Origin of the sequence: Pseudomonas sp. FGI182 (genome assembly GCF_000511325.1) — a bacterium.
Taxonomy (GTDB): domain Bacteria; phylum Pseudomonadota; class Gammaproteobacteria; order Pseudomonadales; family Pseudomonadaceae; genus Aquipseudomonas; species Aquipseudomonas putida_Z.
Genome location: NZ_CP007012.1, coordinates 1,514,618 through 1,533,399 on the forward strand (window position 1 = coordinate 1,514,618; position 18,782 = coordinate 1,533,399).

Annotated in this window: 21 protein-coding genes and 1 tRNA gene; 9 read left to right on the forward strand and 13 right to left on the reverse strand. The window is 63.7% G+C overall.

Annotated elements, in window-relative coordinates:
- Nucleotides 1–51 precede the first annotated feature (51 nt).
- Nucleotides 52–324, reverse strand: coding sequence for a DUF3509 domain-containing protein (locus C163_RS06820; protein ID WP_025338158.1), 273 nt, complete (start codon nt 322–324; stop codon nt 52–54).
- A gap of 265 nt (nt 325–589) precedes the next feature.
- Between C163_RS06820 and C163_RS06825 the strand changes: the two genes are divergently transcribed.
- The gene (locus C163_RS06825) at nt 590–1,114 is read left to right on the forward strand and encodes an ankyrin repeat domain-containing protein (protein ID WP_025338159.1); all 525 of its coding nucleotides are present in this window, start codon (nt 590–592) and stop codon (nt 1,112–1,114) included.
- Nucleotides 1,115–1,174: 60 nt separating this feature from the next.
- The gene (locus C163_RS06830) at nt 1,175–1,705 is read left to right on the forward strand and encodes a hypothetical protein (RefSeq protein WP_025338160.1); all 531 of its coding nucleotides are present in this window, start codon (nt 1,175–1,177) and stop codon (nt 1,703–1,705) included.
- Between the two features lie 123 nt (nt 1,706–1,828).
- Here the strand turns inward: C163_RS06830 and C163_RS06835 are convergent, their stop codons facing one another.
- Complete coding sequence (locus C163_RS06835) at nt 1,829–2,767, reverse strand: ZIP family metal transporter (protein WP_025338161.1); 939 nt, start codon at nt 2,765–2,767, stop codon at nt 1,829–1,831.
- Nucleotides 2,768–2,891: 124 nt separating this feature from the next.
- Here C163_RS06835 and C163_RS06840 point away from each other — a divergent pair, with 124 nt between their 5' ends.
- The 4 genes from C163_RS06840 to C163_RS06855 all read left to right on the forward strand — a co-directional run bounded on the left by C163_RS06840 (nt 2,892) and on the right by C163_RS06855 (nt 6,352).
- Nucleotides 2,892–3,083, forward strand: coding sequence for a PLDc N-terminal domain-containing protein (locus C163_RS06840; protein ID WP_025338162.1), 192 nt, complete (start codon nt 2,892–2,894; stop codon nt 3,081–3,083).
- A 240-nt stretch (nt 3,084–3,323) separates the two neighbouring features.
- The gene (locus C163_RS06845) at nt 3,324–5,399 is read left to right on the forward strand and encodes an LTA synthase family protein (protein ID WP_025338163.1); all 2,076 of its coding nucleotides are present in this window, start codon (nt 3,324–3,326) and stop codon (nt 5,397–5,399) included.
- A gap of 207 nt (nt 5,400–5,606) precedes the next feature.
- A complete protein-coding gene (locus C163_RS06850) occupies nt 5,607–5,843 on the forward strand; it encodes a hypothetical protein (RefSeq protein ID WP_025338164.1) in 237 nt (78 codons plus the stop codon).
- Nucleotides 5,844–6,019: 176 nt separating this feature from the next.
- A complete protein-coding gene (locus C163_RS06855) occupies nt 6,020–6,352 on the forward strand; it encodes a ribonuclease E inhibitor RraB (RefSeq protein WP_003260395.1) in 333 nt (110 codons plus the stop codon).
- A gap of 123 nt (nt 6,353–6,475) precedes the next feature.
- On the opposite strand, the gene C163_RS06860 is transcribed toward C163_RS06855, so the two are convergent.
- Nucleotides 6,476–7,276: a cytochrome c gene (locus tag C163_RS06860; protein ID WP_025338165.1), complete on the reverse strand. Its 801-nt coding sequence runs from the start codon at nt 7,274–7,276 to the stop codon at nt 6,476–6,478.
- Between the two features lie 66 nt (nt 7,277–7,342).
- Entirely contained in the window at nt 7,343–7,585 is a 243-nt protein-coding gene (locus C163_RS27065; RefSeq protein ID WP_128637193.1) for a hypothetical protein, read from the reverse strand.
- Between the two features lie 219 nt (nt 7,586–7,804).
- On the opposite strand from C163_RS27065, the gene C163_RS06865 reads away from it, so the two are divergent.
- Nucleotides 7,805–8,536: an amidotransferase gene (locus tag C163_RS06865; protein ID WP_025338166.1), complete on the forward strand. Its 732-nt coding sequence runs from the start codon at nt 7,805–7,807 to the stop codon at nt 8,534–8,536.
- Nucleotides 8,537–8,668: 132 nt separating this feature from the next.
- Here C163_RS06865 and C163_RS06870 read toward each other — a convergent pair whose 3' ends face one another.
- From C163_RS06870 to C163_RS06880, 3 genes are all read right to left on the reverse strand, one after another.
- The gene (locus tag C163_RS06870) at nt 8,669–9,640 is read right to left on the reverse strand and encodes a magnesium and cobalt transport protein CorA (protein WP_015269363.1); all 972 of its coding nucleotides are present in this window, start codon (nt 9,638–9,640) and stop codon (nt 8,669–8,671) included.
- A gap of 64 nt (nt 9,641–9,704) precedes the next feature.
- Nucleotides 9,705–10,424, reverse strand: a complete 720-nt coding sequence (locus C163_RS06875) for a 1-acyl-sn-glycerol-3-phosphate acyltransferase (RefSeq protein ID WP_025338167.1) — start codon at nt 10,422–10,424, stop codon at nt 9,705–9,707.
- Nucleotides 10,425–10,605: 181 nt separating this feature from the next.
- On the reverse strand, nt 10,606–11,295 hold the full coding sequence (locus C163_RS06880; RefSeq protein ID WP_025338168.1) for a crotonase/enoyl-CoA hydratase family protein: 690 nt from the start codon (nt 11,293–11,295) through the stop codon (nt 10,606–10,608).
- Between the two features lie 198 nt (nt 11,296–11,493).
- On the opposite strand from C163_RS06880, the gene C163_RS06885 reads away from it, so the two are divergent.
- A tRNA-Ser gene (locus C163_RS06885) sits at nt 11,494–11,583 on the forward strand.
- Between the two features lie 167 nt (nt 11,584–11,750).
- Here C163_RS06885 and C163_RS06890 read toward each other — a convergent pair.
- The 4 genes from C163_RS06890 to C163_RS06905 form a co-directional block, all read right to left on the reverse strand.
- The gene (locus C163_RS06890) at nt 11,751–13,883 is read right to left on the reverse strand and encodes a TonB-dependent siderophore receptor (protein WP_025338169.1); all 2,133 of its coding nucleotides are present in this window, start codon (nt 13,881–13,883) and stop codon (nt 11,751–11,753) included.
- A gap of 202 nt (nt 13,884–14,085) precedes the next feature.
- On the reverse strand, nt 14,086–14,466 hold the full coding sequence (locus C163_RS06895; RefSeq protein ID WP_025338170.1) for a hypothetical protein: 381 nt from the start codon (nt 14,464–14,466) through the stop codon (nt 14,086–14,088).
- A gap of 159 nt (nt 14,467–14,625) precedes the next feature.
- On the reverse strand, nt 14,626–15,813 hold the full coding sequence (locus tag C163_RS06900; RefSeq protein ID WP_025338171.1) for an MFS transporter: 1,188 nt from the start codon (nt 15,811–15,813) through the stop codon (nt 14,626–14,628).
- 160 nt (nt 15,814–15,973) lie between these two features.
- Nucleotides 15,974–16,723, reverse strand: coding sequence for a 3-oxoacyl-ACP reductase family protein (locus C163_RS06905; protein ID WP_025338172.1), 750 nt, complete (start codon nt 16,721–16,723; stop codon nt 15,974–15,976).
- Between the two features lie 118 nt (nt 16,724–16,841).
- On the opposite strand from C163_RS06905, the gene C163_RS06910 reads away from it, so the two are divergent.
- Complete coding sequence (locus tag C163_RS06910; RefSeq protein ID WP_025338173.1) at nt 16,842–17,780, forward strand: LysR family transcriptional regulator; 939 nt, start codon at nt 16,842–16,844, stop codon at nt 17,778–17,780.
- A 122-nt stretch (nt 17,781–17,902) separates the two neighbouring features.
- Here the strand turns inward: C163_RS06910 and C163_RS06915 are convergent, their stop codons facing one another.
- Nucleotides 17,903–18,373, reverse strand: a complete 471-nt coding sequence (locus C163_RS06915; protein WP_025338174.1) for a GreA/GreB family elongation factor — start codon at nt 18,371–18,373, stop codon at nt 17,903–17,905.
- A gap of 2 nt (nt 18,374–18,375) precedes the next feature.
- Entirely contained in the window at nt 18,376–18,774 is a 399-nt protein-coding gene (locus tag C163_RS06920; protein WP_025338175.1) for a hypothetical protein, read from the reverse strand.
- Nucleotides 18,775–18,782: the final 8 nt, after the last annotated feature.

Here is an 18,782-nt window from a genome sequence, read left to right on the forward strand (position 1 = left end):
CTGTAGGAGCAGCCTCGTGCTGCGAAGAGGCCAGATAAACCAACACAAAACTCAGCGATAAGTCGGTAAGGCAAACCGCTGCTGGCTCTGCAGCATCGAAATCACCGGCAGTTCACTGGCCTGTTCCGCCAGATCCCGGCGAATTGCACTGATCGCCCACGAAAGCTGTTCGGCACTGTGCAATTGTGTATAGGTCAGTACACGGCGGGTGACCTTGCCATCAGCAGCGCGCAGGGTCAGCAGCACACCGCCGTCGGGCCGGGCCTGGGTATTTACCTGGTAGGCCGAAAATACCGAAACGAACTTTTCCTGGATGAGGTCCATATCAACTCCTGGCTGTTGCGTGGCAGACGTGAGTTGATCGTTGCAGTGACCGTGCCAGGAAGTTTTTTATGGAAAACTTATTTAATTTCAGTCAGTTACGCATTTTTTCTCAAAACGCTGTCGTGCAAGCTGCACGGTCGTGCATTTTGCACAGTGCATATTGCACGACCCGTGGCCAGCTATCGCCCCGATAGAATCTGAACCTTTGACCCGGCAGCCTTGCCTGACAAAGACTTGGGCAACGATTTCTGCCAGGAGGTTCCAAATGTCCAGCCAACCCACGCCTGCCACCATGACCGACGACGAAACCGCCGCCTTCGCCGAGCAGGTGTTCGAACGTGCTCGCCAAGGCGATGCCGAGATGCTCGGGCGCCTGCTTGCCAGCGGCCTGCCGGCCAACCTGCGCAACCACAAGGGTGACACCCTGCTGATGCTGGCCAGCTACCACGGCCACCACGACGCAGTGCGCGTGCTGCTGGCGCATGGCGCCGACCCGCTGATTGCCAACGATAACGGCCAGCTACCCATCGCCGGTGCCGCGTTCAAGGGCGACCTGGCCATGATCCGCCTGTTGCTGGAGCACGGCGTACCGGTGGATGCCGCCGCGCAGGATGGCCGCACCGCGCTGATGCTGGCGGCCATGTTCAACCGCAGCGAAATCCTCGACTACCTGCTGGCCCAGGGGGCCGACCCGGCCCGTCAGGATGCCCGTGGTACCACCGCGTTGATGGCAGCGCAAACCATGGGGGCCGTGGACGCCGCAGCGCGCCTGCAAGTGCTGGCCGGCTAACCGCAAGGGGGCATTTGCGGCTATCCTTGGCGACTTTTCACCCGTCGCAGGCCCCCTTTCATGAAAACTCAGTTGCTCGAATTCATCAGCCTCATTGGCGCTGGCTGCATGCGCGAGGAAGACATCGAGCGCATCGCCGACGAGGCCGCCCAGGCCTACGCCGACCCCGCCGCCTTCCTGGCCGCCAACCCAGACATCAACTACGACGACAGCTTCCCCATCCCGCTGGGCGAATGGGTGGTGCTGGGCAGCCTGCCGGACACCGTGGTGTTCCAGGCCGACAGCTACCAGGGCCTGTTCCAGCAGATCAGCGATTCGTTCGACCAGAGCGTGCCGTTCACCCTCAAGCCCAAGCAGCTGGCCCGCACCGAGCCGCTGACCGCACTCAACCGCATCCAGGTGCAGATGGGCGCGCTGAACAAAGAGGCGGGTGGTTATGTGCTGCTCAACTTCAGCCAGTTGCTGGATGACGAGCTGCAGATGGTGATGGTGGGGCAGAACGACCTGGCGCGGGTGCTGGAGCTGGGGGCAGAGGTGGGGATCAAGGTCGAGCCGGCCCTGGAGGCCCTGAAGGTCGCCGTGCACGTCTGATTTCCGCGTTTGCTTCTTAGCGGGCATGCCCGCTCCCACAGGATAATCACTGGGCCCGAGGGCAGTGGAGTCCTGTGGGAGCGGGCAAGCCCGCGAAGAGGCCGGTTCAGGCAACCTGAATAGTCAGCCCAGTGCGGTATCCAGGAACATCATCACCGCAAACCCACCCATCAACCCCAGGGTCGCCGCTGTCTGGTGCCCATTGCGGTGGGTTTCGGGAATCACCTCGTGGCTAACCACAAAGATCATCGCCCCCGCCGCCAGCCCCATGCTCACCGGGTAGGCCAGGGCAAAGCCGGTCGAAATCCCCAGGCCGATCACCGCACCCAGCGGCTCCATCAGCCCCGACCCGATCGCCACCAGCGCAGCCTTCAGGTTCGACAACCCGGTAGCGCGCAAGGCCAGCGCCACGGCCAGCCCCTCGGGGATGTCCTGGATGGCGATGGCGCTGGTCAGCGGCAGGCCGATGTTCATGTCGCCATTGGCAAAGCTCACGCCAATGGCCATGCCCTCAGGCAGGTTGTGCAGGGTAATCGCCAGCACGAACAACCACACCCGGCTGATGCGCTCGGCCTCCGGGCCGCACGGGCCGGTGCTTTCGTGTTCATGCGGGGTGAAGCGGTCCAGGCCCAGCATCAGCAGCACGCCCAGGCTCATGCCCAGCACCACGGTAAAGGCCGCGGCCGGGCCGTTGCCGGTAATTTCGCGGGCGGCATCCAGGCCCGGCAGAATCAGCGAAAACGAACTGGCCGCCAGCATCATGCCGGCGGCAAAACCCAGCATCACATCCTGGGTGCGCGCCCTGACATCGCGCAGCACCACCGCCAGCACCGCGCCCAGCGCCGTGGCGCCAAAGCCGGACAACCCGCCCAGTGCGGCCAGGTGCAGGTTTTCGGCGTGGTCGCCGTTCACTGCGTTCCACAGGCTTGCCCCCAGCAGTACCAGTACCACCAGCAGGCTCAGGGCCAGGCCGGCACCTATCCATGGGTTGTCGTGCATCTGTTGGCGCCAGGCGCTGACGGGCGAGGGCAGGGCAACGGGGTGGGTATGAGCGGGGGGCATGGCAACCTCGAAATCAATGGATACAGCAGTTTAAGCAGTGACCCACGCAAACGGCCAAGGATTCCCTTCTATCGACGTGATAGCTGGCTATGCTGTGGCAAAGCCTCTGGACAGGAGTTTAGGCATGGGGTCGACGTTCAACAGCCTTGTCGGGCTGATCATCCTGGCGCTGGATATCTGGGCCATCCTCAATGTGATCAAGAGTGGCATCGAAGTGGGCATCAAGGTGTTGTGGATCTTGCTGATCGCCTTGCTGCCGGTGGTGGGCCTGGTGATCTGGGCGATTGCCGGGCCGCGGGGGAATGTGCGGATCTGAATGGCTGTGCTGGCCTCTTCGCGGGCACGCCCGCTCCCACAGGGATATCACCGGCACCGAGGGCAGTGATCCCCTGTGGGAGCGGGCGTGCCCGCGAAGAGGCCGTAACAGACAAAAGCGGCAACACCCCCGTGACAAAATTTTCACATTGGTTTAAACAGAATCCGCACCCGCACAATGCTGCGTTGGTATACACCTGCGCCATCTCCGCAAACCCGCAATCCTAGGACCTTCCCATTCATGGCTAACCCGGACGCCTTGAAGCAACGGGGCGCGCGAGCGTCGTTCTCGCCCACCCTGAAATCCCACCTGGCCTACACGCTGCTCAGCGGCCTGGTGATCATGCTGATGCTCAGCCTCGTGCGCCTGGCGCTGCTGGTCTACAACAGCGACATGATCGGCGATACCCCCAATGCGACCGTCGCCGAAGGCTTCCTCAACGGCTTGCGCTTCGACCTGCGGGTGGTGGTGTACATCAGCATTCCGCTGCTGCTGGCCATCCTCAGCCCCTGGGCCATGGCCCGGCGTGGCCTGTTCCGTTTCTGGCTGACCATCACCTCGAGCGTGGTGATGTTCCTCGGCCTGATGGAGATGGACTTCTATCGCGAGTTCCACCAGCGCCTCAACGGCCTGGTGTTCCAGTACATCAAGGAAGACCCGAAAACCGTGCTGAGCATGCTCTGGTACGGCTTCCCGGTGGTGCGCTACCTGCTGGCCTGGCTGTTCGGCACCTGGCTGCTGAGCCTGCTGTTCAAGGGCATCGACCGCATGACCCGTGGCAATGGCGACGGCGAGGTCACCCTGCAGCGCCGCGCGGCGCCGTGGTACAACCGCCTGGCGGTGTTCATGGTGATCCTGCTGGTGGCCGTGGTCGCCGCCCGTGGCACCCTGCGCCAGGGCCCGCCGATGCGCTGGGGTGATGCCTTCACCACCGATTCCAACTTCGTCAACCAGCTGGGCCTGAACGGCACCCTGACCCTGATCGATGCTGCCAAGAGCCGCTTCGGCGAAGACCGCGCCAACATCTGGAAACCGGTGCTGGAGCAGGACGTGGCCACGCAGAGCGTGCGCGAGCAGCTGCTGACCGCCAACGACACCCTGGTCGATGCCGACGAGGCTGCCATCCGCCGCGACTTCGTGCCGCCGGCCGAGCGCACCCTGCCGATCAAGAACGTGGTGGTGATCCTGATGGAAAGCTTCGCCGGCCACTCGGTTGGCGCGCTGGGCAGCCCCAACAACATCACCCCGTACTTCGACAAGCTGGCCAAAGAGGGCCTGCTGTTCGACCGCTTCTTCTCCAACGGCACCCATACCCACCAGGGCATGTTCGCCACCATGGCCTGCTTCCCCAACCTGCCAGGCTTCGAATACCTGATGCAGACCCCGGAAGGCGGCCACAAGCTGTCCGGCCTGCCAGCGTTGCTCAGCGCCCGCGATTACGACGACGTGTACGTCTACAACGGTGACTTTGCCTGGGACAACCAGTCCGGGTTCTTCGGCAACCAGGGCATGACCACCTTCATTGGCCGTAACGACTTCGTCAACCCGGTGTTCTCCGACCCGACCTGGGGCGTGTCCGACCAGGACATGTTCGACCGCGGCGCCGAAGAGCTGGCCAAGCACGATGGCAAGAAGCCGATCTACGCGCTGCTGCAGACCCTGTCCAACCACACCCCGTACGCGCTGCCCAAGGACCTGCCGGTAGAGCCGGTAACCGGCCAGGGCCGCCTGGACGAGCACCTGACCGCCATGCGCTATTCGGACTGGGCGCTGGGGCAGTTCTTCGAGAAGGCGCGCAAGGAGCCGTACTTCAAGGAAACCCTGTTCGTCATCGTTGGCGACCATGGCTTTGGCAACCACCAGCAGGTCACCGAGCTGGACCTGGGCCGCTTCAACGTGCCGCTGCTGCTGATTGCCCCGGGCATCCAGGAGAAGTTCGGTGCGGTCAACCACACCGTGGGCACCCAGGTCGACATCGTGCCGACCATCATGGGCCGCCTGGGTGGCCAGGCCCGTCACCAGTGCTGGGGCCGCGACCTGCTCAACCTGCCTGAGGGCGACCAGGGCGTGGGCATGATCAAGCCATCGGGCAGCGAGCAGATCGTCGGCCTGGTGCAGGGCGACCGCATCCTGATCGAGTCCAAGGACATGACCCCGCGCATGTACCGCTACCAGCTGGGCAGCGAGTTCAAGGCCGAGCTGATCGAAAGCCCGGACCAGCCGGAAATGCTGAAGAAGCTGGAAGCGTATATCCAGACCGCGACCAAGAGCTTGCTGGATAACACTGCCGGTGTAGTGCACGGCACGCCGAAGTAGATCGGGGCCGTTTCACGGCCCATTCGCGGGCACGCCCGCTCCCACAGGTACAGCACAGGTTTCGGACCTTGTGGTGGCCCTGTGGGAGCGGGCGTGCCCGCGAATGGGCCCAACACAAATCCCTCAGACTGAACATTCTCCCCACCTCAAGGTCACTTGTTTCAGGCATCACACACCCGGTGTTCGTTGACTTAGAGGGTTCGTTCAATGAAAGAGTGGGAAGTCATCTTTGCCGACCAGAAGGGCGTGCTCACCACCCTGACGCTGCACGGCGACCAGTGCCCCAGCGAGGAGGACGCCGCGCGGGCCATCCGTTCGCACCTGTTCCCGGTGATGGACGAGCTGGACCTCAACGACTTCCAGGATCGCACTGTTTCACCCACCGCACGCTGGCTCAAGGAACAGAGTGGCGTGACCATCACCAGCATCCACGAAACGCCCTGAACCACACGTTTGCGTGGCGCCCTGGCAGGCACTACGCTGCAAGAAGGTGCCGGCCTATTCTGCGGGTTGGCACCGCATCCCTTCGCGTCTTGCATCAGCTCGAACTGCCCGGCCGCTGCCGGCAGGTGCGTAGTGCACGGAAAGTCTATCCATCGCATTATTCAGGAGGACGTTTCATGAGCAGCCAGAACGACGATATCAGCAGCAACGTCCTGCGCCAGATGAAGGCAGGCGGTTTCGACTTCACCCAGATCCACCCCATCGAGTTCTACGCCATATTCCCCGACGAAGCAGGGGCGCGCCGCGCGGCCGGGCAGTTTCGCGGTGAATCGCTGAATGCCCAGGTGAAGGAGCTGGGCGACGGTGCCTGGCATCTGGAGCTGAGCAAGGTCATGTATGCCACCCATGGCGGGATTGGCGACTTCGAAGAGGCCTTCGAGCAGCTGGTGACACCTTATGGCGGTGAGGTGGAAGGGTGGGGGGTCAAGCAGGAGCGGCCCATAGCCTGAGATTTTGGGAATTTGGGGCCGCTTTGCGGCCCATCGCGACACAAGGCCGCTCCTACAGGCGTGCGCGTACCCTTGTAGGAGCGGCCTTGTGTCGCGAAAGGGGCGCAAAGCGCCCCCAGGTTCTCAAGGCCTGCGCCCGGCCATATGCCTCAAATAGGCCAGCAATTCATCCAGCTCCGTTTCACTCAAGACACTTTCTGCAAACCCCGGCATCTTCGCCTGTGGCCACTGCCGCAGGCTCTGCGGGTCCCGAATCAGCTGGCGTAGATATTCAGGCCGAAAATACTCGGTCGGGTTATGCGGCACATTCAGGTCCGGCCCCATCTGCGCATCCCCCGCGCCATTCAGCCTATGACACGCCAGGCAGTTTTGCTGGAACAAGGCAAAGCCCCGGCGCACCGGGCTGTCGGCCGACAGCTTCGGGTCGGGCAGCAGCGCCGGAAAACGCGCCTCGACAGAAGCCAGCTTGCGAATCGTGGAGATCTGGAACGGCCACTGCTCCGGGCGGATGCCGCTGGCCTGCGGTGCAGTCCACACCAGGTAGAACGGCCCCGCACTTGGCTTGCCCTGGCCCAGTGGTGGCCACGGCCGGCCCGGCTCCTCCACCGCCAGCCAGGCCTGTGCCGGCCCGTGCTGCAACAGTGGCGCCGCCGGCATTTCGGCGGCAAAACCGTCCAGCGCCACCGCCTGCAGGTGGTCGCTGGCGTTCACGCCATCCAGCAGCGCGGCCAGCGGCACCGCCCGATAATGCATGGGCTGCTTGTAGGAAACGTCCTGGTCGATGCTGATGTCCCGGGCCTGCGGGTGGTCGAGCAGTTCGGCACTGCTCCACTGGCGCGTCGTGGCGCCCAGTTCAAGGTGCAGTTGCGCCGCCGACAGCGGCAGGCTCAGGAGCAACACTAACAGTGCAAGGCAGTGGCGCATGGGTAATCTCCGACCATCAAGGCCAGCAGGTTACCTGTGCGTTGCCTGTTGGCGCCACAGCGGCAGTCAGCCGAACAAACGTGTGAGGTTCGGCAGGATCAGCAGCAAAGTCGTGGCGAAGAGAATGAGCCCAGCTTGGCGAATTTTCGATTGTCTGAACATGGCGGACCGCCTTCTTGTTGTTATTCCTGAATACCCGTTGGCTTCCCTGTCGCGCTTCGGGTCGATCGCAGTGGCGTTGCGTGACGCCTGAACTGCCTGCCTCTTGAAAGTGGATATACAACCAACAGTAGGGTGTGCGTCATCCATGTTTGAGAACCCTTTGTTCTAATACTGTAGTTCGTTGATTTCGTCTGGCTATGAGGCCAAGTGCCAGCCGGCTGGCATGCTCTGGCTAGACGGTGGCGCAAGTGCCAGCAGGGCACCGACGAAATGTGACCGTTCGTCAGTGCGGCCTACTTGCTTGTACGTGCCTTTCGCGTCAGTCTCTACAGCAGATTCCCACCCATGTCGTTCAGGACTACCCCTATGTCGTTACGCATCTGCATCCTTGAAACCGATGTCCTGCGACCGGAGTTGACCGCGCAGTACCAGGGCTACGGCAGGATGTTCGAGCAGCTCTTCTCGCGTCAGCCGATCGCCGCCGAATTTCGTGTGTACAACGTGATGAATGGCGATTATCCCGCCGACAACGAAGTGTTCGATGCCTACCTGGTGACGGGCAGCAAGGCCGACTCGTTTGGTACCGACCCGTGGATCCAGACCCTCAAGGCCTACCTGCTGAAGCTGTACGAGCGTGGCGAGAAGCTGCTGGGTGTGTGTTTTGGCCACCAGTTGCTGGCGTTGACCCTGGGTGGCAAGGCCGAGCGTGCCGAGCAGGGCTGGGGCGTGGGTATCCACCGCTATTCGCTGGCGGCCCATGCGCCGTGGATGGACCCGGAGGTGTCGGAGCTGACCTTGCTGATCAGCCACCAGGACCAGGTGACCGAGCTGCCGGAAGGCGCCACGGTGATCGCCTCCAGCGATTTCTGCCCGAACGCTGCGTACCACATTCGTGACCAGGTGCTGTGCTTCCAGGGGCACCCCGAGTTCGTGCACGACTACTCCCGTGCACTGCTCGATGCGCGCCAGCAGTATCTGGGTGATGAGGTGTACCACAAGGCCGTGGCCAGCCTGGCCACCGAGCACCAGGGCGACCTGGTGGGGGAGTGGATGTTGCGGTTTATCCAGCAGCCGGTGAGCAAAGATACCGCAGCGTGATGGCTGGGGGCTGCTGTGCAGCCCATCGCGACACAAGGCCGCTCCTACAGGGATCGCGAATAATCTGACTGGCGCGCCCCCCTGTAGGAGCGGCCTTGTGTCGCGATGGGCCGCAAAGCGGCCCCGACAATATCAAAGCCAGCCAGACTTCTTGAAGCTGGCATACAACGCGGTACAGCCCAGCCCGATCACCCCCAGCACCCCGAAGTACCCATAGTGCCACCCCAGCTCCGGCATGTTCTGGAAGTTCATCCCGTAAACCCCGGCAATTGCCGTGGGGAACGCCAGGATCGCTGCCCAGGCTGCAAACTTGCGCTGCACGATGCTCTGCCGTGACGACTCCAGCAGCATGCCGATCTCGATGGTCTGGCTGGCGATGTCGCGGATGCCAGCCAGGTCTTCCATCTGCCGCGTCACATGGATCTGCACATCACGGAAGTACGGGCGCATGTTCTTGTCGATGAACGGGAAGCTCAGGCGCTGCAGTTCCTCGCTCACTTCCACCATCGGTGCCACGTAGCGGCGCAGGCGCAGGATGTCGCGGCGCAGGCTGTGCAAGCGGCGGATATCGTCCTCTTGCAGCGAACCGCCAAGCACGCTCTGCTCCAGCTCTTCGATCTCGCCATGAATGGCCTCGCTGACCGGCTGGTAGTTCTCGGTGACGAAGTCGAGCAGGGCGTACAGCACGAAGTCTTCGCCGTGCTCCAGCAGCAACGGCCGCGCCTCGCAGCGCTGGCGCACCAGGGCATAGGATTTGGAGTGGCCGTTGCGGCAGGTGATGATGTAGCCGTTGCCGGCGAAGATGTGGGTTTCGATGAACTCCAGCTTGCCTTCGTGGCGCACCGGCGAGTAGGTGACAATGAACAGGGCGTCTCCAAAGGTTTCCAGCTTGGGCCGGCTGTGCTTTTCCAGAGCGTCTTCGATGGCCAGTTCGTGCAGGTTGAACTGGCACTGCAGGTTGGCCAGCTCCTCTGCGTTGGGCTCTTCCAGGCCGATCCATACAAAGTGCCCCGGCTTGCGCGCCCACTCGCTGCCTTCATCGATGCTGATGTTGGTGACCTTTCTGCCGGCGCTGTACACCGCCGATGCCACGACTCGACCCATGGTTGTTCGCTTATTCCGGTTGGACACGGGTTACAGCTTGGGCTGTAGTGGGCTCAAGAGCAACCTAGCGCTTGGCCAGTTCCCCTTCCATGCGGTCGATGCATTGCTGCATCTGCCCCCGGCACTGTTCGATCAGCGCCGGCAGGTCCTGCAGGGTCATGCCCGCCGTGGCGATCGGTGGCAGCGAGCGCACGATCACCGTGCGCTGGCGCCAGCTGTTCAGGCTCAGGCGCCCGGCATAGCGGCTGACGCATACCGGCACGATCGGCACACCGGCCTCGATGGCCATGTGAAACGCGCCTTTCTTGAAGGCCAGCAGGTGCTCGCCGGGATTGCGCGTGCCTTCGGGGAAAATCCAGATCGAGGTATCGTCCTGCAGCACCCGGGTGGTCTTCTGCATGGCCTTGCGTGCCTGGTAGGCGTTCTTGCGGTCGACCAGCACGTTGCCACCCAGCCAGAACAGCTGGCCGAACAGCGGGATCCAGCCCAGGCTTTTCTTGCCGATGGCGACGGTGCGCTGCGGCACCACCTGGCCTAGCACGAACAGGTCGAAGTTGGACTGGTGGTTGGCGACGATCACGCAGCCTGGCGGCTGGTCCCACAGCGGGCCGACTTCGGCCTTGACCCTGATGCGCATCAGCCAGGTGGCCGGCAGGCTATAGAGGCGGGCGAACAGGCGGCTGTTGTCGGGGTTGAAGGGACGGCACAGGCCAATGACCAGGCCCAGGGTACCAACCACAAGGAAATGCAGCGCCAGCAGGAACATGCGCAATGAATAAAGCATGGTACGACTCACACCAGACAGTCGCCGGGCAGTGTACGGATGTGCACTGGTTGGGGCAAACCCTGGTGTAAGCCTGTTGCGGCCTCTTCGCGGGCTTGCCCGCTCCCACAGGTACAGCGTTGCCATCGGCTCTGGCGCTGTCCCTGTGGGAGCGGGCACGCCCGCGAAGAGGCCGGCCCGGCTAACCCATATGCTGCTGGTCCAGCTCGATCGCCTTGTCCAACGCTTCCAGCAGCCCTTTGCGCACCTTCAGCTTGGTGTTCTTGTGCGCCAGCATGTTCAGCTTCTTCAGCTCTCGCGCCGCCGCCAGTGCCGCTTCCTGCAACTGCTCGGCCGGCACTACCTTGTCGAGGAAGCCTGCGTCCACCGCGCCCTGCGGGTCAAACACCTCGGCATTGATCACCGAGCGGTGGAAGGCCGAGCGGCGCAGGCGGTCGCGGGCCAGTTCGATGCCGGCATGGTGCATGGTCATGCCGATCTGCACTTCGTTCAGGCACACCTTGTACGGCCCTTCGACGCCAATGCGATAGTCGCCCGACAGCAGCAGGAAGGCACCCTTGGCCACGGCATTGCCCGGGCAGGCGACTACCACCGGGAACGGGTGCGAAAGCAGGCGGCGGGCGAGGGTGGAGCCAGCGGTGACCAGGCTGACTGCTTCCTTGGGGCCGCTGGTCATCACCTTGAGGTCGTAGCCGCCAGACAGGATGCCGGGCTGCCCGGTGATGATCACCACCGCGCGTTCTTCGGTGGCGCGGTCTAGCGCGGCGTTGAAGGCGGCGATGACGTCTGGCGAGATGGCGTTGACCTTGCCGTTGTTCAGGGTCAGGGTAACGATGCCGTCTTCGGCGTGGTAGGTAATCAGCTCGCTCATGGCAGAGTCCTTTTGTTGGCGTGGCGACGACGTTACCCAGCGCCAGGGGCGAGGTAAAGCAGTAAGGCTGACTGGTCGGTCAGCGTTCGCCGGGGCTCAAATGCAAATGCATGAAAAAATTGAAAAAAATGCTTGCCAAAGGGAAGGTCTTTCACTAAATTAGCGCACCTCGACAGGCTGCAAGGCTTGAAGAGAAACGGTGAAGTGTCCGAGTGGTCGAAGGAGCACGCCTGGAAAGTGTGTATACGAGAAATCGTATCAAGGGTTCAAATCCCTTCTTCACCGCCACATTCTACGAAGAGCCCCCGAGCTGAGAAGCCGGGGGCTTTTTGTTTTTGCGCCTTTGGGGGCCGCTTTGCGGCCCTTTCGCGACACAAGGCCGCTCCTACAGGGGACCGCGTACGCCTGTAGGAGCGGCCTTGTGTCGCGAAGGGGCGCAACGCGCCCCCAAAATTCTAGAAACTCACCGAAGCCGAAAGCCGAGCCGTCCGCGGCGCTCCCTGGAACAGGTAGTTATCCCCCAGGTAATCCCCCACATCGCGCCAATAACGCTTGTCGAACACGTTATCCACAGTCAGCCGCAGCACCGTGTCATACCCACCAATGCGCGTGCGGTAGCGGCTACCCACATCGAACACCGTATACCCACCAACTTCCACATTCCCCGCTTGGCTCGCATACTTGCTGGCGCTGTAGCGCGCCCCGCCCAGCAGTGCCAAGCCCGGTACCGGCAGGGTGTATTCCGCCTGCAGCGCCGCCCGGAACCTGGGCACGTTGATCGCCTGGTGGCCTTCATAGGCATCGGTGTCGCTGTTCTGCACCCGCGCCCGAATCGCCGCAGCGCTGGCCTGCACCTGCAGGTTCGAGGTCACCCAGCCGCTGGCGCCCAGTTCCAGGCCGGTGTTCTTCTGCTGGCCTTGTTGCACATAGGTGAAAGTGCCGGCGCCGTCCGGGCGCGCGTACTGGTATGCCTGGCGTATCTGGAACAGTGCGGCGCTGAAGCTCAGGCCTTGCCAGTCATGCTTGAGGCCCAGTTCCAGTTGGTGCGAGGTCGTCGGTGCCAGGATTTCGAATTTGTTCTCGGCGAACCACGGTGCGGTGCCGCCTGCCGACAGGCCTTTGGAATAACTGGCATATACCGTGGTATCCGGCTGCGGCTTGTAGATGAGCGCGGCGTTGGGCAGCAACTCGTACTGCCGGGTATGGCGACCGGCAACGCCGTCCTCATTCCAGGTTTTCTCGTCCAGGCGTACTTCACGGGCACCCAGTACGGTCTGCCAGTGCTCGTTGAAGCTGATGCGGTCGCTCACGAACAACCCGTACTGGCGGCTGTCCAGGCGACGTTCGCTAGACCTGATGGGCTTGTCGGATGGGTCAAAGGCCGGTGCACCCGTGTAGATGTTGCCTGTACCTACCCATTCCATATAGCTGGGGCGCTGATCCAGCGTGCGCCGCTGCGCACTGGTGCCCACGGTCAGCTCATGCCCCACGCCCAGCGCATCGAAACGCCCGTTGAGCATGGCCTGCGCCTCGTCGGTACGGCGGGTGTCGTCGGGGCTGCGGAAGTCGTAGATGTCGTAGTCGCCGTTGCTGCCGAAGAACGCGCCTTCGCTCGAACCCCAGGCAAACGAGCTGTAGTCATCGATAACCACCTTGCTGCGCGAGGCGCTCAAGGTCCCGGTCCAGGCTTCGTTGAAACGGTACTCGAAGCGCCCACCCAGGTTCAGCGAATCGTTCTGCACCGGCTTGGCCCAGTGCTGGTAGGCCAGGCGGTCGTCGGGGTCGATGCCATGGGGGACTCCGCTGCCACCGAGCAGCTGGTATCCCGGCACCGAGCGCTGTTCGCGATGCTGGTATTCGGCATCCAGCTGCAGGGTGGCATCCGGGTTGATCTGCCAGTCGAAGGCCAGCGAGGCGAAGTCGCGCTTGCCGTCGGCGTGGTCGACGTAGGAGCGGATGTCTTCATGGGCCAGGTTGGCCCGCAGGCCGAACTGCCGCTCGCTGCCGAACCAGCCGCCCAGATCGGTGGCCAGGTAGCGCTCGCCTTGTTCGTTGGTCGACACCGTGACGCTGTGCACGTCTTCGGCGCGCTTGGTCACGTAGTTGATCAGGCCGCCCGGCTCCGACACACCGCTCTGCAGCCCGGACAAACCCTTGAGCAGCTCCACCTGCTGCTTGTTCTCCACGGCCACGTTCTGCTCGCCGGCGATGGTCTGGCCATTGATGCGGTAGCTGCTGGCGGCATTCAGCTCGAAGCCGCGCACGTTGAAGTTTTCGTAGTAGCCGATGGGGGCGTAGCTTTCGCCCACCGAGGCGTCGCTTTGCAGCACCTCGCTGAGCTGGCGTACCTGGCGGTCTTCCAGCAGTTGCTGGCTGAACACGCTGATCGAGGCCGGGGTGTCGAGCAGGGGCGCGGGCTGGAAGCCGCCTACTGTTGCCTGGCGTGCCTGGTAGCCGTCGTTGGTGTAGGTATCGGACACCTGCAGCGGGGCCAGTAGCACGCTGTCTTCGGCAAGCACATGGGGGCAATGCAGGGCCAGGCCCAGACTGAGCAGGCTCAGGGGCAGGCGGGGGTGACGCGGGGGCATGCGGTGGGGCTCCTGGATGCGCGACACCTGTGCCGGCCTCTTCGCGGGTGAACCCGCTCCCACAGGAAAATCACTATCCTCAGGTGCAGTGATATCCCTGTGGGAGCGGGTTTACCCGCGAAGAGGCCGGCACAGGCCATGAAAAAGGCGGCATCTTACAGCCGCCTTCAACATAAAACGATCCGGGCCCTGCGATATCCAGTCAGCCTTTGCGGGCCGGCCGCCTGTGCTGCCGCCAGTTGTCATCGATCTTCGACCAGGTCTTGCCATCGGTAATGGCCATGAGCTTGCGCCCGTCCTTGAAGGTGGCCAGGAAGGTGGCTTCCTCTTCCTTGCCACCCAGCCACAGCCCGGCCAGCAATCCCACCGGCCCGGCCACCAGGGCCCCGGCCACGCCCCAGCCCAGGGCACTGCCCAGGCTACGGCTGGATTCCAGGCTGGCCAGCCGCAGCTCGCTGATGCGTGCCAGGGAAATCCGCTCGCCCGGGGAGGGGCTGCGCGGGGTCTTGAGTGTGAGCGATCCGTTGCGATACTCGCCTTCGCCTTGCAAGAAATCGCCGGATTGCACCGTGAGTCTTGTCATAACGTCGTCCTGTCAGGGAAAGGGCATTGACCAGCGCCTACTGAGCGCTGCCCGGGCAGGCAAGTCAACGGCCATGCGACGGAGGGTCGTGCGGTGCATTGTCGCCATGGCTGATGGCCTCTTCGCGGGCACGCCCGTGAAGAATCCAACAAAAATTTTTCAGGCCGCTTGCAAAGCGCTCCTGCGCTTGCGCTCCGCCAACCCCCACGCCAGCAACGCCAGCCCGCCAATCACCAACCCGGCCAGCACAATCCCCATCCAGCCCTGGCGCTGGAACAACTGCGTACCCAGCAACGACCCCAAGGCCCCGCCAATGAAGTAGCAGGTGATATACCCGGCATTCAGCCGCGTGCGCGCCTCGGGCCGCAGGGCAATCACCGCGTTCTGGTTGCTCACGTGCACCAGCTGCACTGCCAGGTCGAGCATCAGCACGCCCAGCAGCAAGGCCAGCAACGATTGCTCGGCAAAGCCCAGCGGCACCCACGACAGCAGCAATACCACCAGGCCCACGGTGGTGCCCAGCGAACCCTTGCCACGGTCGGCCAGGCGGCCCGCCCAGTTGGCCGACAGCGCACCCGCTGCACCGGCCAGGCCGAACAGGCCTATCACCGCGTCCGAATAGTGGTATGGGCCTTTCGCCAGCAGGAACGCCAGTGGCGTCCAGAACAGCGCGAACAGGCTGAATGCCAGCAGGCCGAGCAGCGAGCGCAGGCGCAGCACCGGTTCTTCAACGAACAGGCGGAACACCGAGCCGATCAGCGCCGGGTATTTCAGCCCGGCATGGCTGTGGTGTTGCGGCAGGCTGCGGTACAGCGCCACGGCGGTGATGGCCATCAGCACTGCAGCCAGCACGTAGATGCTGCGCCAGCCACCCAGTTCGGCCATGAACCCGGCGGCGGTACGTGCCAGCAGGATGCCCAGCAGCAACCCGCTCATCAACGTGCCGACCGCGCGCCCGCGCTGGTGTGGCTCGCTGAGGGTCGCGGCCATGGGCACGAGGATCTGCGCCACCACCGAGAACAGCCCGGTCAGCGCCGTGCCAAGGATCAGCCATGGCAGGCTCGGTGCGCAGGCGCTGATGATCAGGCCCAGGGTGGAAATGGCGGTCATCACGGTGATCAGCCGGCGCTGCTCGAACAGGTCGCCCAGCGGCGCCAGCAGCAACAGGCCGGCGCCATAGCTCAGTTGCGCGGCAATGACGATGCTGCCGGCACTGGCGGTGCTCAGGCCGAACTGCTGGGCGATGCTGTGCAGCAGTGGTTGCGCATAGTAGTTGCTGGCCACGGCCAGGCCGGTGGCGGTGGCCATCAGCAGGATCAGGGCGCGGCTGAGCGTGGGGGTATTCATGGGGTTCTCGTGGCAGACGGGAGGTAGGAGCGGGGTCAACCTGTGCCGGCCCCTTCGCGGGCTTGCCCGCTCCCACAGGATTATCACAGGGTTTGAGGCCGGTGGGATACCTGTGGGGGCGGGCGCGCCCGCGAAGAGGCCGGAACAGGCAACCCTTCAATCAGGCAGCAAACCCGCCATCGACCGTCAGGCTGGCCCCAGTGACATACCCCGCCTCAGGCCCCGCCAGGTAAGCCACGAAGCTGGCAATCTCATCCGCCTCGCCATAACGCCCGATCGCCATCAGCGGGATCAGGCTGTCAGCGAACTCGCCGCTGGCCGGGTTCATGTCGGTGTCCACCGGCCCTGGCTGCACGTTGTTCACGGTAATGCCTTTCGGCCCCAGGTCACGGGCCATGCCGCGGGTCAGGCCGACCAGCGCCGATTTGCTCATGGCATAGGGGGCGCCGCCGGCAAACGGCATGCGCTCGGCATTGGTGCTGCCAATGTTGATGATGCGCCCACCTTGGCCCATGTAGCGTGCCGCGGCCTGGCTGGCGACGAATACGCTGCGCACGTTCACCGCCAGCATGTGGTCGAAGTCGGCCAGGTCGAATTCGGTCACCGGCGCTACCGCCAGCACACCGGCGTTGTTGACCAGGATATCCAGCCGGCCGAAGGCCTTCACAGTGTCATCCACGGCCAGTTGCAAGGCCGCCGCGTCGGCGCTGTCGGCCCGCAGGGCCAGGGCCTTGCCGCCGTTTTCGGTAATTTCCTCAGCCAGCGCCTGCGCCGGGCCGGCGGAGCTGACATAGGTGAAGGCCACCTGCGCGCCTTCGCGGGCCAGGCGTCGCACGATGGCTGCACCGATGCCGCGGGAACCGCCCTGTACCAGTGCTACTTTGCCTTCGAGGGTGTGTTGCTTGGACATGCTGATCTCCTGCTGGAAGCCAGGCCGGAATGCCTTGGATGGGCGCAGTATCGGCGCTTGATTACCTGCTGATAAGATGGCAATCACTATCAGCAGAGTAAACCTTTGGTTGCCAATCATGGCCATGGAATCGTTCAACGCGTTGGAATGCTTCATCCGCAGTGCCGAAGTCGGCAGCTTTGCCGAGGCCGCCAGGCGCCTCAGCATTACCCCGGCTGCCGTGGGCAAGCATGTTGCCCAGCTGGAAGCGCGCCTGGGGGTGCGGTTGTTCCAGCGTAGTACCCGCAAGCTGACCCTGACCGAGGCCGGGCAGCGATTTCTGGGGGAGGTCAGTGACAGCTTCCGCACCATCCAGTACGCCGTGGCCAACCTGGCCAGCAGCGAAGGCCAGCCGGCCGGGTTGTTGCGGGTGAGCATGGGCACGGTGTTCGGGCGCTTGTATGTGTTGCCATTGCTGGCCGAGTTCCTGCGTCGCTACCCGGCCATTACCCCGGACTGGCATTTCGACAACCGCCAGGTCGACCTGATCGGCCAGGGCTTCGATGCGGCGATTGGTGGTGGCTTCGATCTGCCGCCGGGGGTGGTGGCGCGCAAGCTGACCCCGGCGCACCGGGTGCTGGTGGCGGCGCCGGCGTACCTGGGCCGGCACGCGCCGATTGACGACCCGCAGGTATTGCAACGGCATGACGGTATCCTGATCCGCTCGCCGCAGACCGGGCGGGTGCGTTCATGGCCGCTGACCAGCCGTTGGCAGGTGCAGCAGCCATTGCAGTTGCGCCAGGCGATGACCATGAGCGATTCGGATGCGGCTTGCGCGGTGGCCGAGCAGGGCTTGGGGATTGCCTTGGTGAGCCTGCCGTTTGCAGTGCCGTACCTGGAAGGCGGGCGGCTGCAGCGGGTGCTGCCGGACTGGTACGTGGACGATGGGCATATCAGCCTGTATTTCGCCGAGCACAAGCTGTTGCCGGGCAAGACCCGGGCGTTTATCGATTTTGTGGTGGAACAGTTCGAAGAGCAGGGGTTGGCGCGGCGGTTCGATGCCTTGCAATCCGTGTAGGAGCAGCCTTGTGCTGCGAAGAGGCCGGTAAGGCAAATACTTTCTGTGTTGCTCATGGCCCCTTCGCAGCACAAGGCTGCTCCTACACGGGGATCACTGGCCTGGGCGGCGAAGAGGCCGGTTCAGACAACATCGACTATGAACAATGCCTGTGCCCCCAGGCTCACCTCATCATCAACCTTCCTGCCGACCAACTGCTGCCCCAGCGGCGAGCGCGGGGTAATCACCGTCACCAGCCCATTCCCCTCGCCAATCTTCAACCCCGCCGCCTCGGGCCCGAGGAACAGTCGGCGTTGCCCGCCATCTTCATCCTCCAGCGTTACCAGGTTGCTCACCTGCACCCCGCGTGCCGGGTCGTAATCGCGCAGCAGCAGTTGCTGGTAGGTCACCAGCGCCTTGCGGATCTCGGCGCTGCGGCGGGCTTGGCCGGTAGCCAGGTACGAGGCTTCCAGGCCCAGGGTGTCGTACTTGTTTTCGGCGATGTTCTCTTCGGCAGTGGCGGCTTCGTACGCGGTTTGCGCCGCGCGGGTCAGCACATCCAGGTCATGCTCGAGGGTGGCGACGATCTGCGCCAGCAGGCTGGGCTTGTCCATGGTCAGTAACAGAACTCCAGCACGTTGGCCTGGCTTTTGTCGGTGGGCGCGGTGCGGTTCTGCTGCAGCCAGAACTGGCACTTGGGGCTGTTGAGGTTGCGCGGGTTGCCCTGGGCGGCCTCGGCGGCCTGTTGCACCTCCTGCTTGTGCAGGATGTCCTTGTAGCGTTCGAACATTTCCGCCTGGGCATCCGCCGCAGGGGCTGGCGCTGGCGGCGCGGCAGGCCGGTACGCGGCGGGGGCCACGGCCTGGGCCAGTGGCTGTACCTGCTGTGGCCACAGTTGCAGGGCCAGCCACAGGCTGGCGGCGATGGCCACGGCGCCCAGCCACAGGCCAAAGGCAACGCACACGATCAACGGCAGCGGCTTGAGGGTGATCTTCAGTTCACGGTGGCGCGGCATGGCAGCCT

What these genes read in the sequence shown, in the direction of transcription:
- C163_RS06820 (WP_025338158.1), bottom strand. Translation starts at nt 324, where the DNA reads ATGGACCTCATCCAGGAAAAGTTCGTTTCGGTATTTTCGGCCTACCAG.
- C163_RS06825 (WP_025338159.1), top strand. Translation starts at nt 590, where the DNA reads ATGTCCAGCCAACCCACGCCTGCCACCATGACCGACGACGAAACCGCC.
- C163_RS06830 (WP_025338160.1), top strand. Translation starts at nt 1,175, where the DNA reads ATGAAAACTCAGTTGCTCGAATTCATCAGCCTCATTGGCGCTGGCTGC.
- C163_RS06835 (WP_025338161.1), bottom strand. Translation starts at nt 2,767, where the DNA reads ATGCCCCCCGCTCATACCCACCCCGTTGCCCTGCCCTCGCCCGTCAGC.
- C163_RS06840 (WP_025338162.1), top strand. Translation starts at nt 2,892, where the DNA reads ATGGGGTCGACGTTCAACAGCCTTGTCGGGCTGATCATCCTGGCGCTG.
- C163_RS06845 (WP_025338163.1), top strand. Translation starts at nt 3,324, where the DNA reads ATGGCTAACCCGGACGCCTTGAAGCAACGGGGCGCGCGAGCGTCGTTC.
- C163_RS06850 (WP_025338164.1), top strand. Translation starts at nt 5,607, where the DNA reads ATGAAAGAGTGGGAAGTCATCTTTGCCGACCAGAAGGGCGTGCTCACC.
- C163_RS06855 (WP_003260395.1), top strand. Translation starts at nt 6,020, where the DNA reads ATGAGCAGCCAGAACGACGATATCAGCAGCAACGTCCTGCGCCAGATG.
- C163_RS06860 (WP_025338165.1), bottom strand. Translation starts at nt 7,276, where the DNA reads ATGCGCCACTGCCTTGCACTGTTAGTGTTGCTCCTGAGCCTGCCGCTG.
- C163_RS27065 (WP_128637193.1), bottom strand. Translation starts at nt 7,585, where the DNA reads ATGGATGACGCACACCCTACTGTTGGTTGTATATCCACTTTCAAGAGG.
- C163_RS06865 (WP_025338166.1), top strand. Translation starts at nt 7,805, where the DNA reads ATGTCGTTACGCATCTGCATCCTTGAAACCGATGTCCTGCGACCGGAG.
- C163_RS06870 (WP_015269363.1), bottom strand. Translation starts at nt 9,640, where the DNA reads ATGGGTCGAGTCGTGGCATCGGCGGTGTACAGCGCCGGCAGAAAGGTC.
- C163_RS06875 (WP_025338167.1), bottom strand. Translation starts at nt 10,424, where the DNA reads ATGCTTTATTCATTGCGCATGTTCCTGCTGGCGCTGCATTTCCTTGTG.
- C163_RS06880 (WP_025338168.1), bottom strand. Translation starts at nt 11,295, where the DNA reads ATGAGCGAGCTGATTACCTACCACGCCGAAGACGGCATCGTTACCCTG.
- C163_RS06890 (WP_025338169.1), bottom strand. Translation starts at nt 13,883, where the DNA reads ATGCCCCCGCGTCACCCCCGCCTGCCCCTGAGCCTGCTCAGTCTGGGC.
- C163_RS06895 (WP_025338170.1), bottom strand. Translation starts at nt 14,466, where the DNA reads ATGACAAGACTCACGGTGCAATCCGGCGATTTCTTGCAAGGCGAAGGC.
- C163_RS06900 (WP_025338171.1), bottom strand. Translation starts at nt 15,813, where the DNA reads ATGAATACCCCCACGCTCAGCCGCGCCCTGATCCTGCTGATGGCCACC.
- C163_RS06905 (WP_025338172.1), bottom strand. Translation starts at nt 16,723, where the DNA reads ATGTCCAAGCAACACACCCTCGAAGGCAAAGTAGCACTGGTACAGGGC.
- C163_RS06910 (WP_025338173.1), top strand. Translation starts at nt 16,842, where the DNA reads ATGGCCATGGAATCGTTCAACGCGTTGGAATGCTTCATCCGCAGTGCC.
- C163_RS06915 (WP_025338174.1), bottom strand. Translation starts at nt 18,373, where the DNA reads ATGGACAAGCCCAGCCTGCTGGCGCAGATCGTCGCCACCCTCGAGCAT.
- C163_RS06920 (WP_025338175.1), bottom strand. Translation starts at nt 18,774, where the DNA reads ATGCCGCGCCACCGTGAACTGAAGATCACCCTCAAGCCGCTGCCGTTG.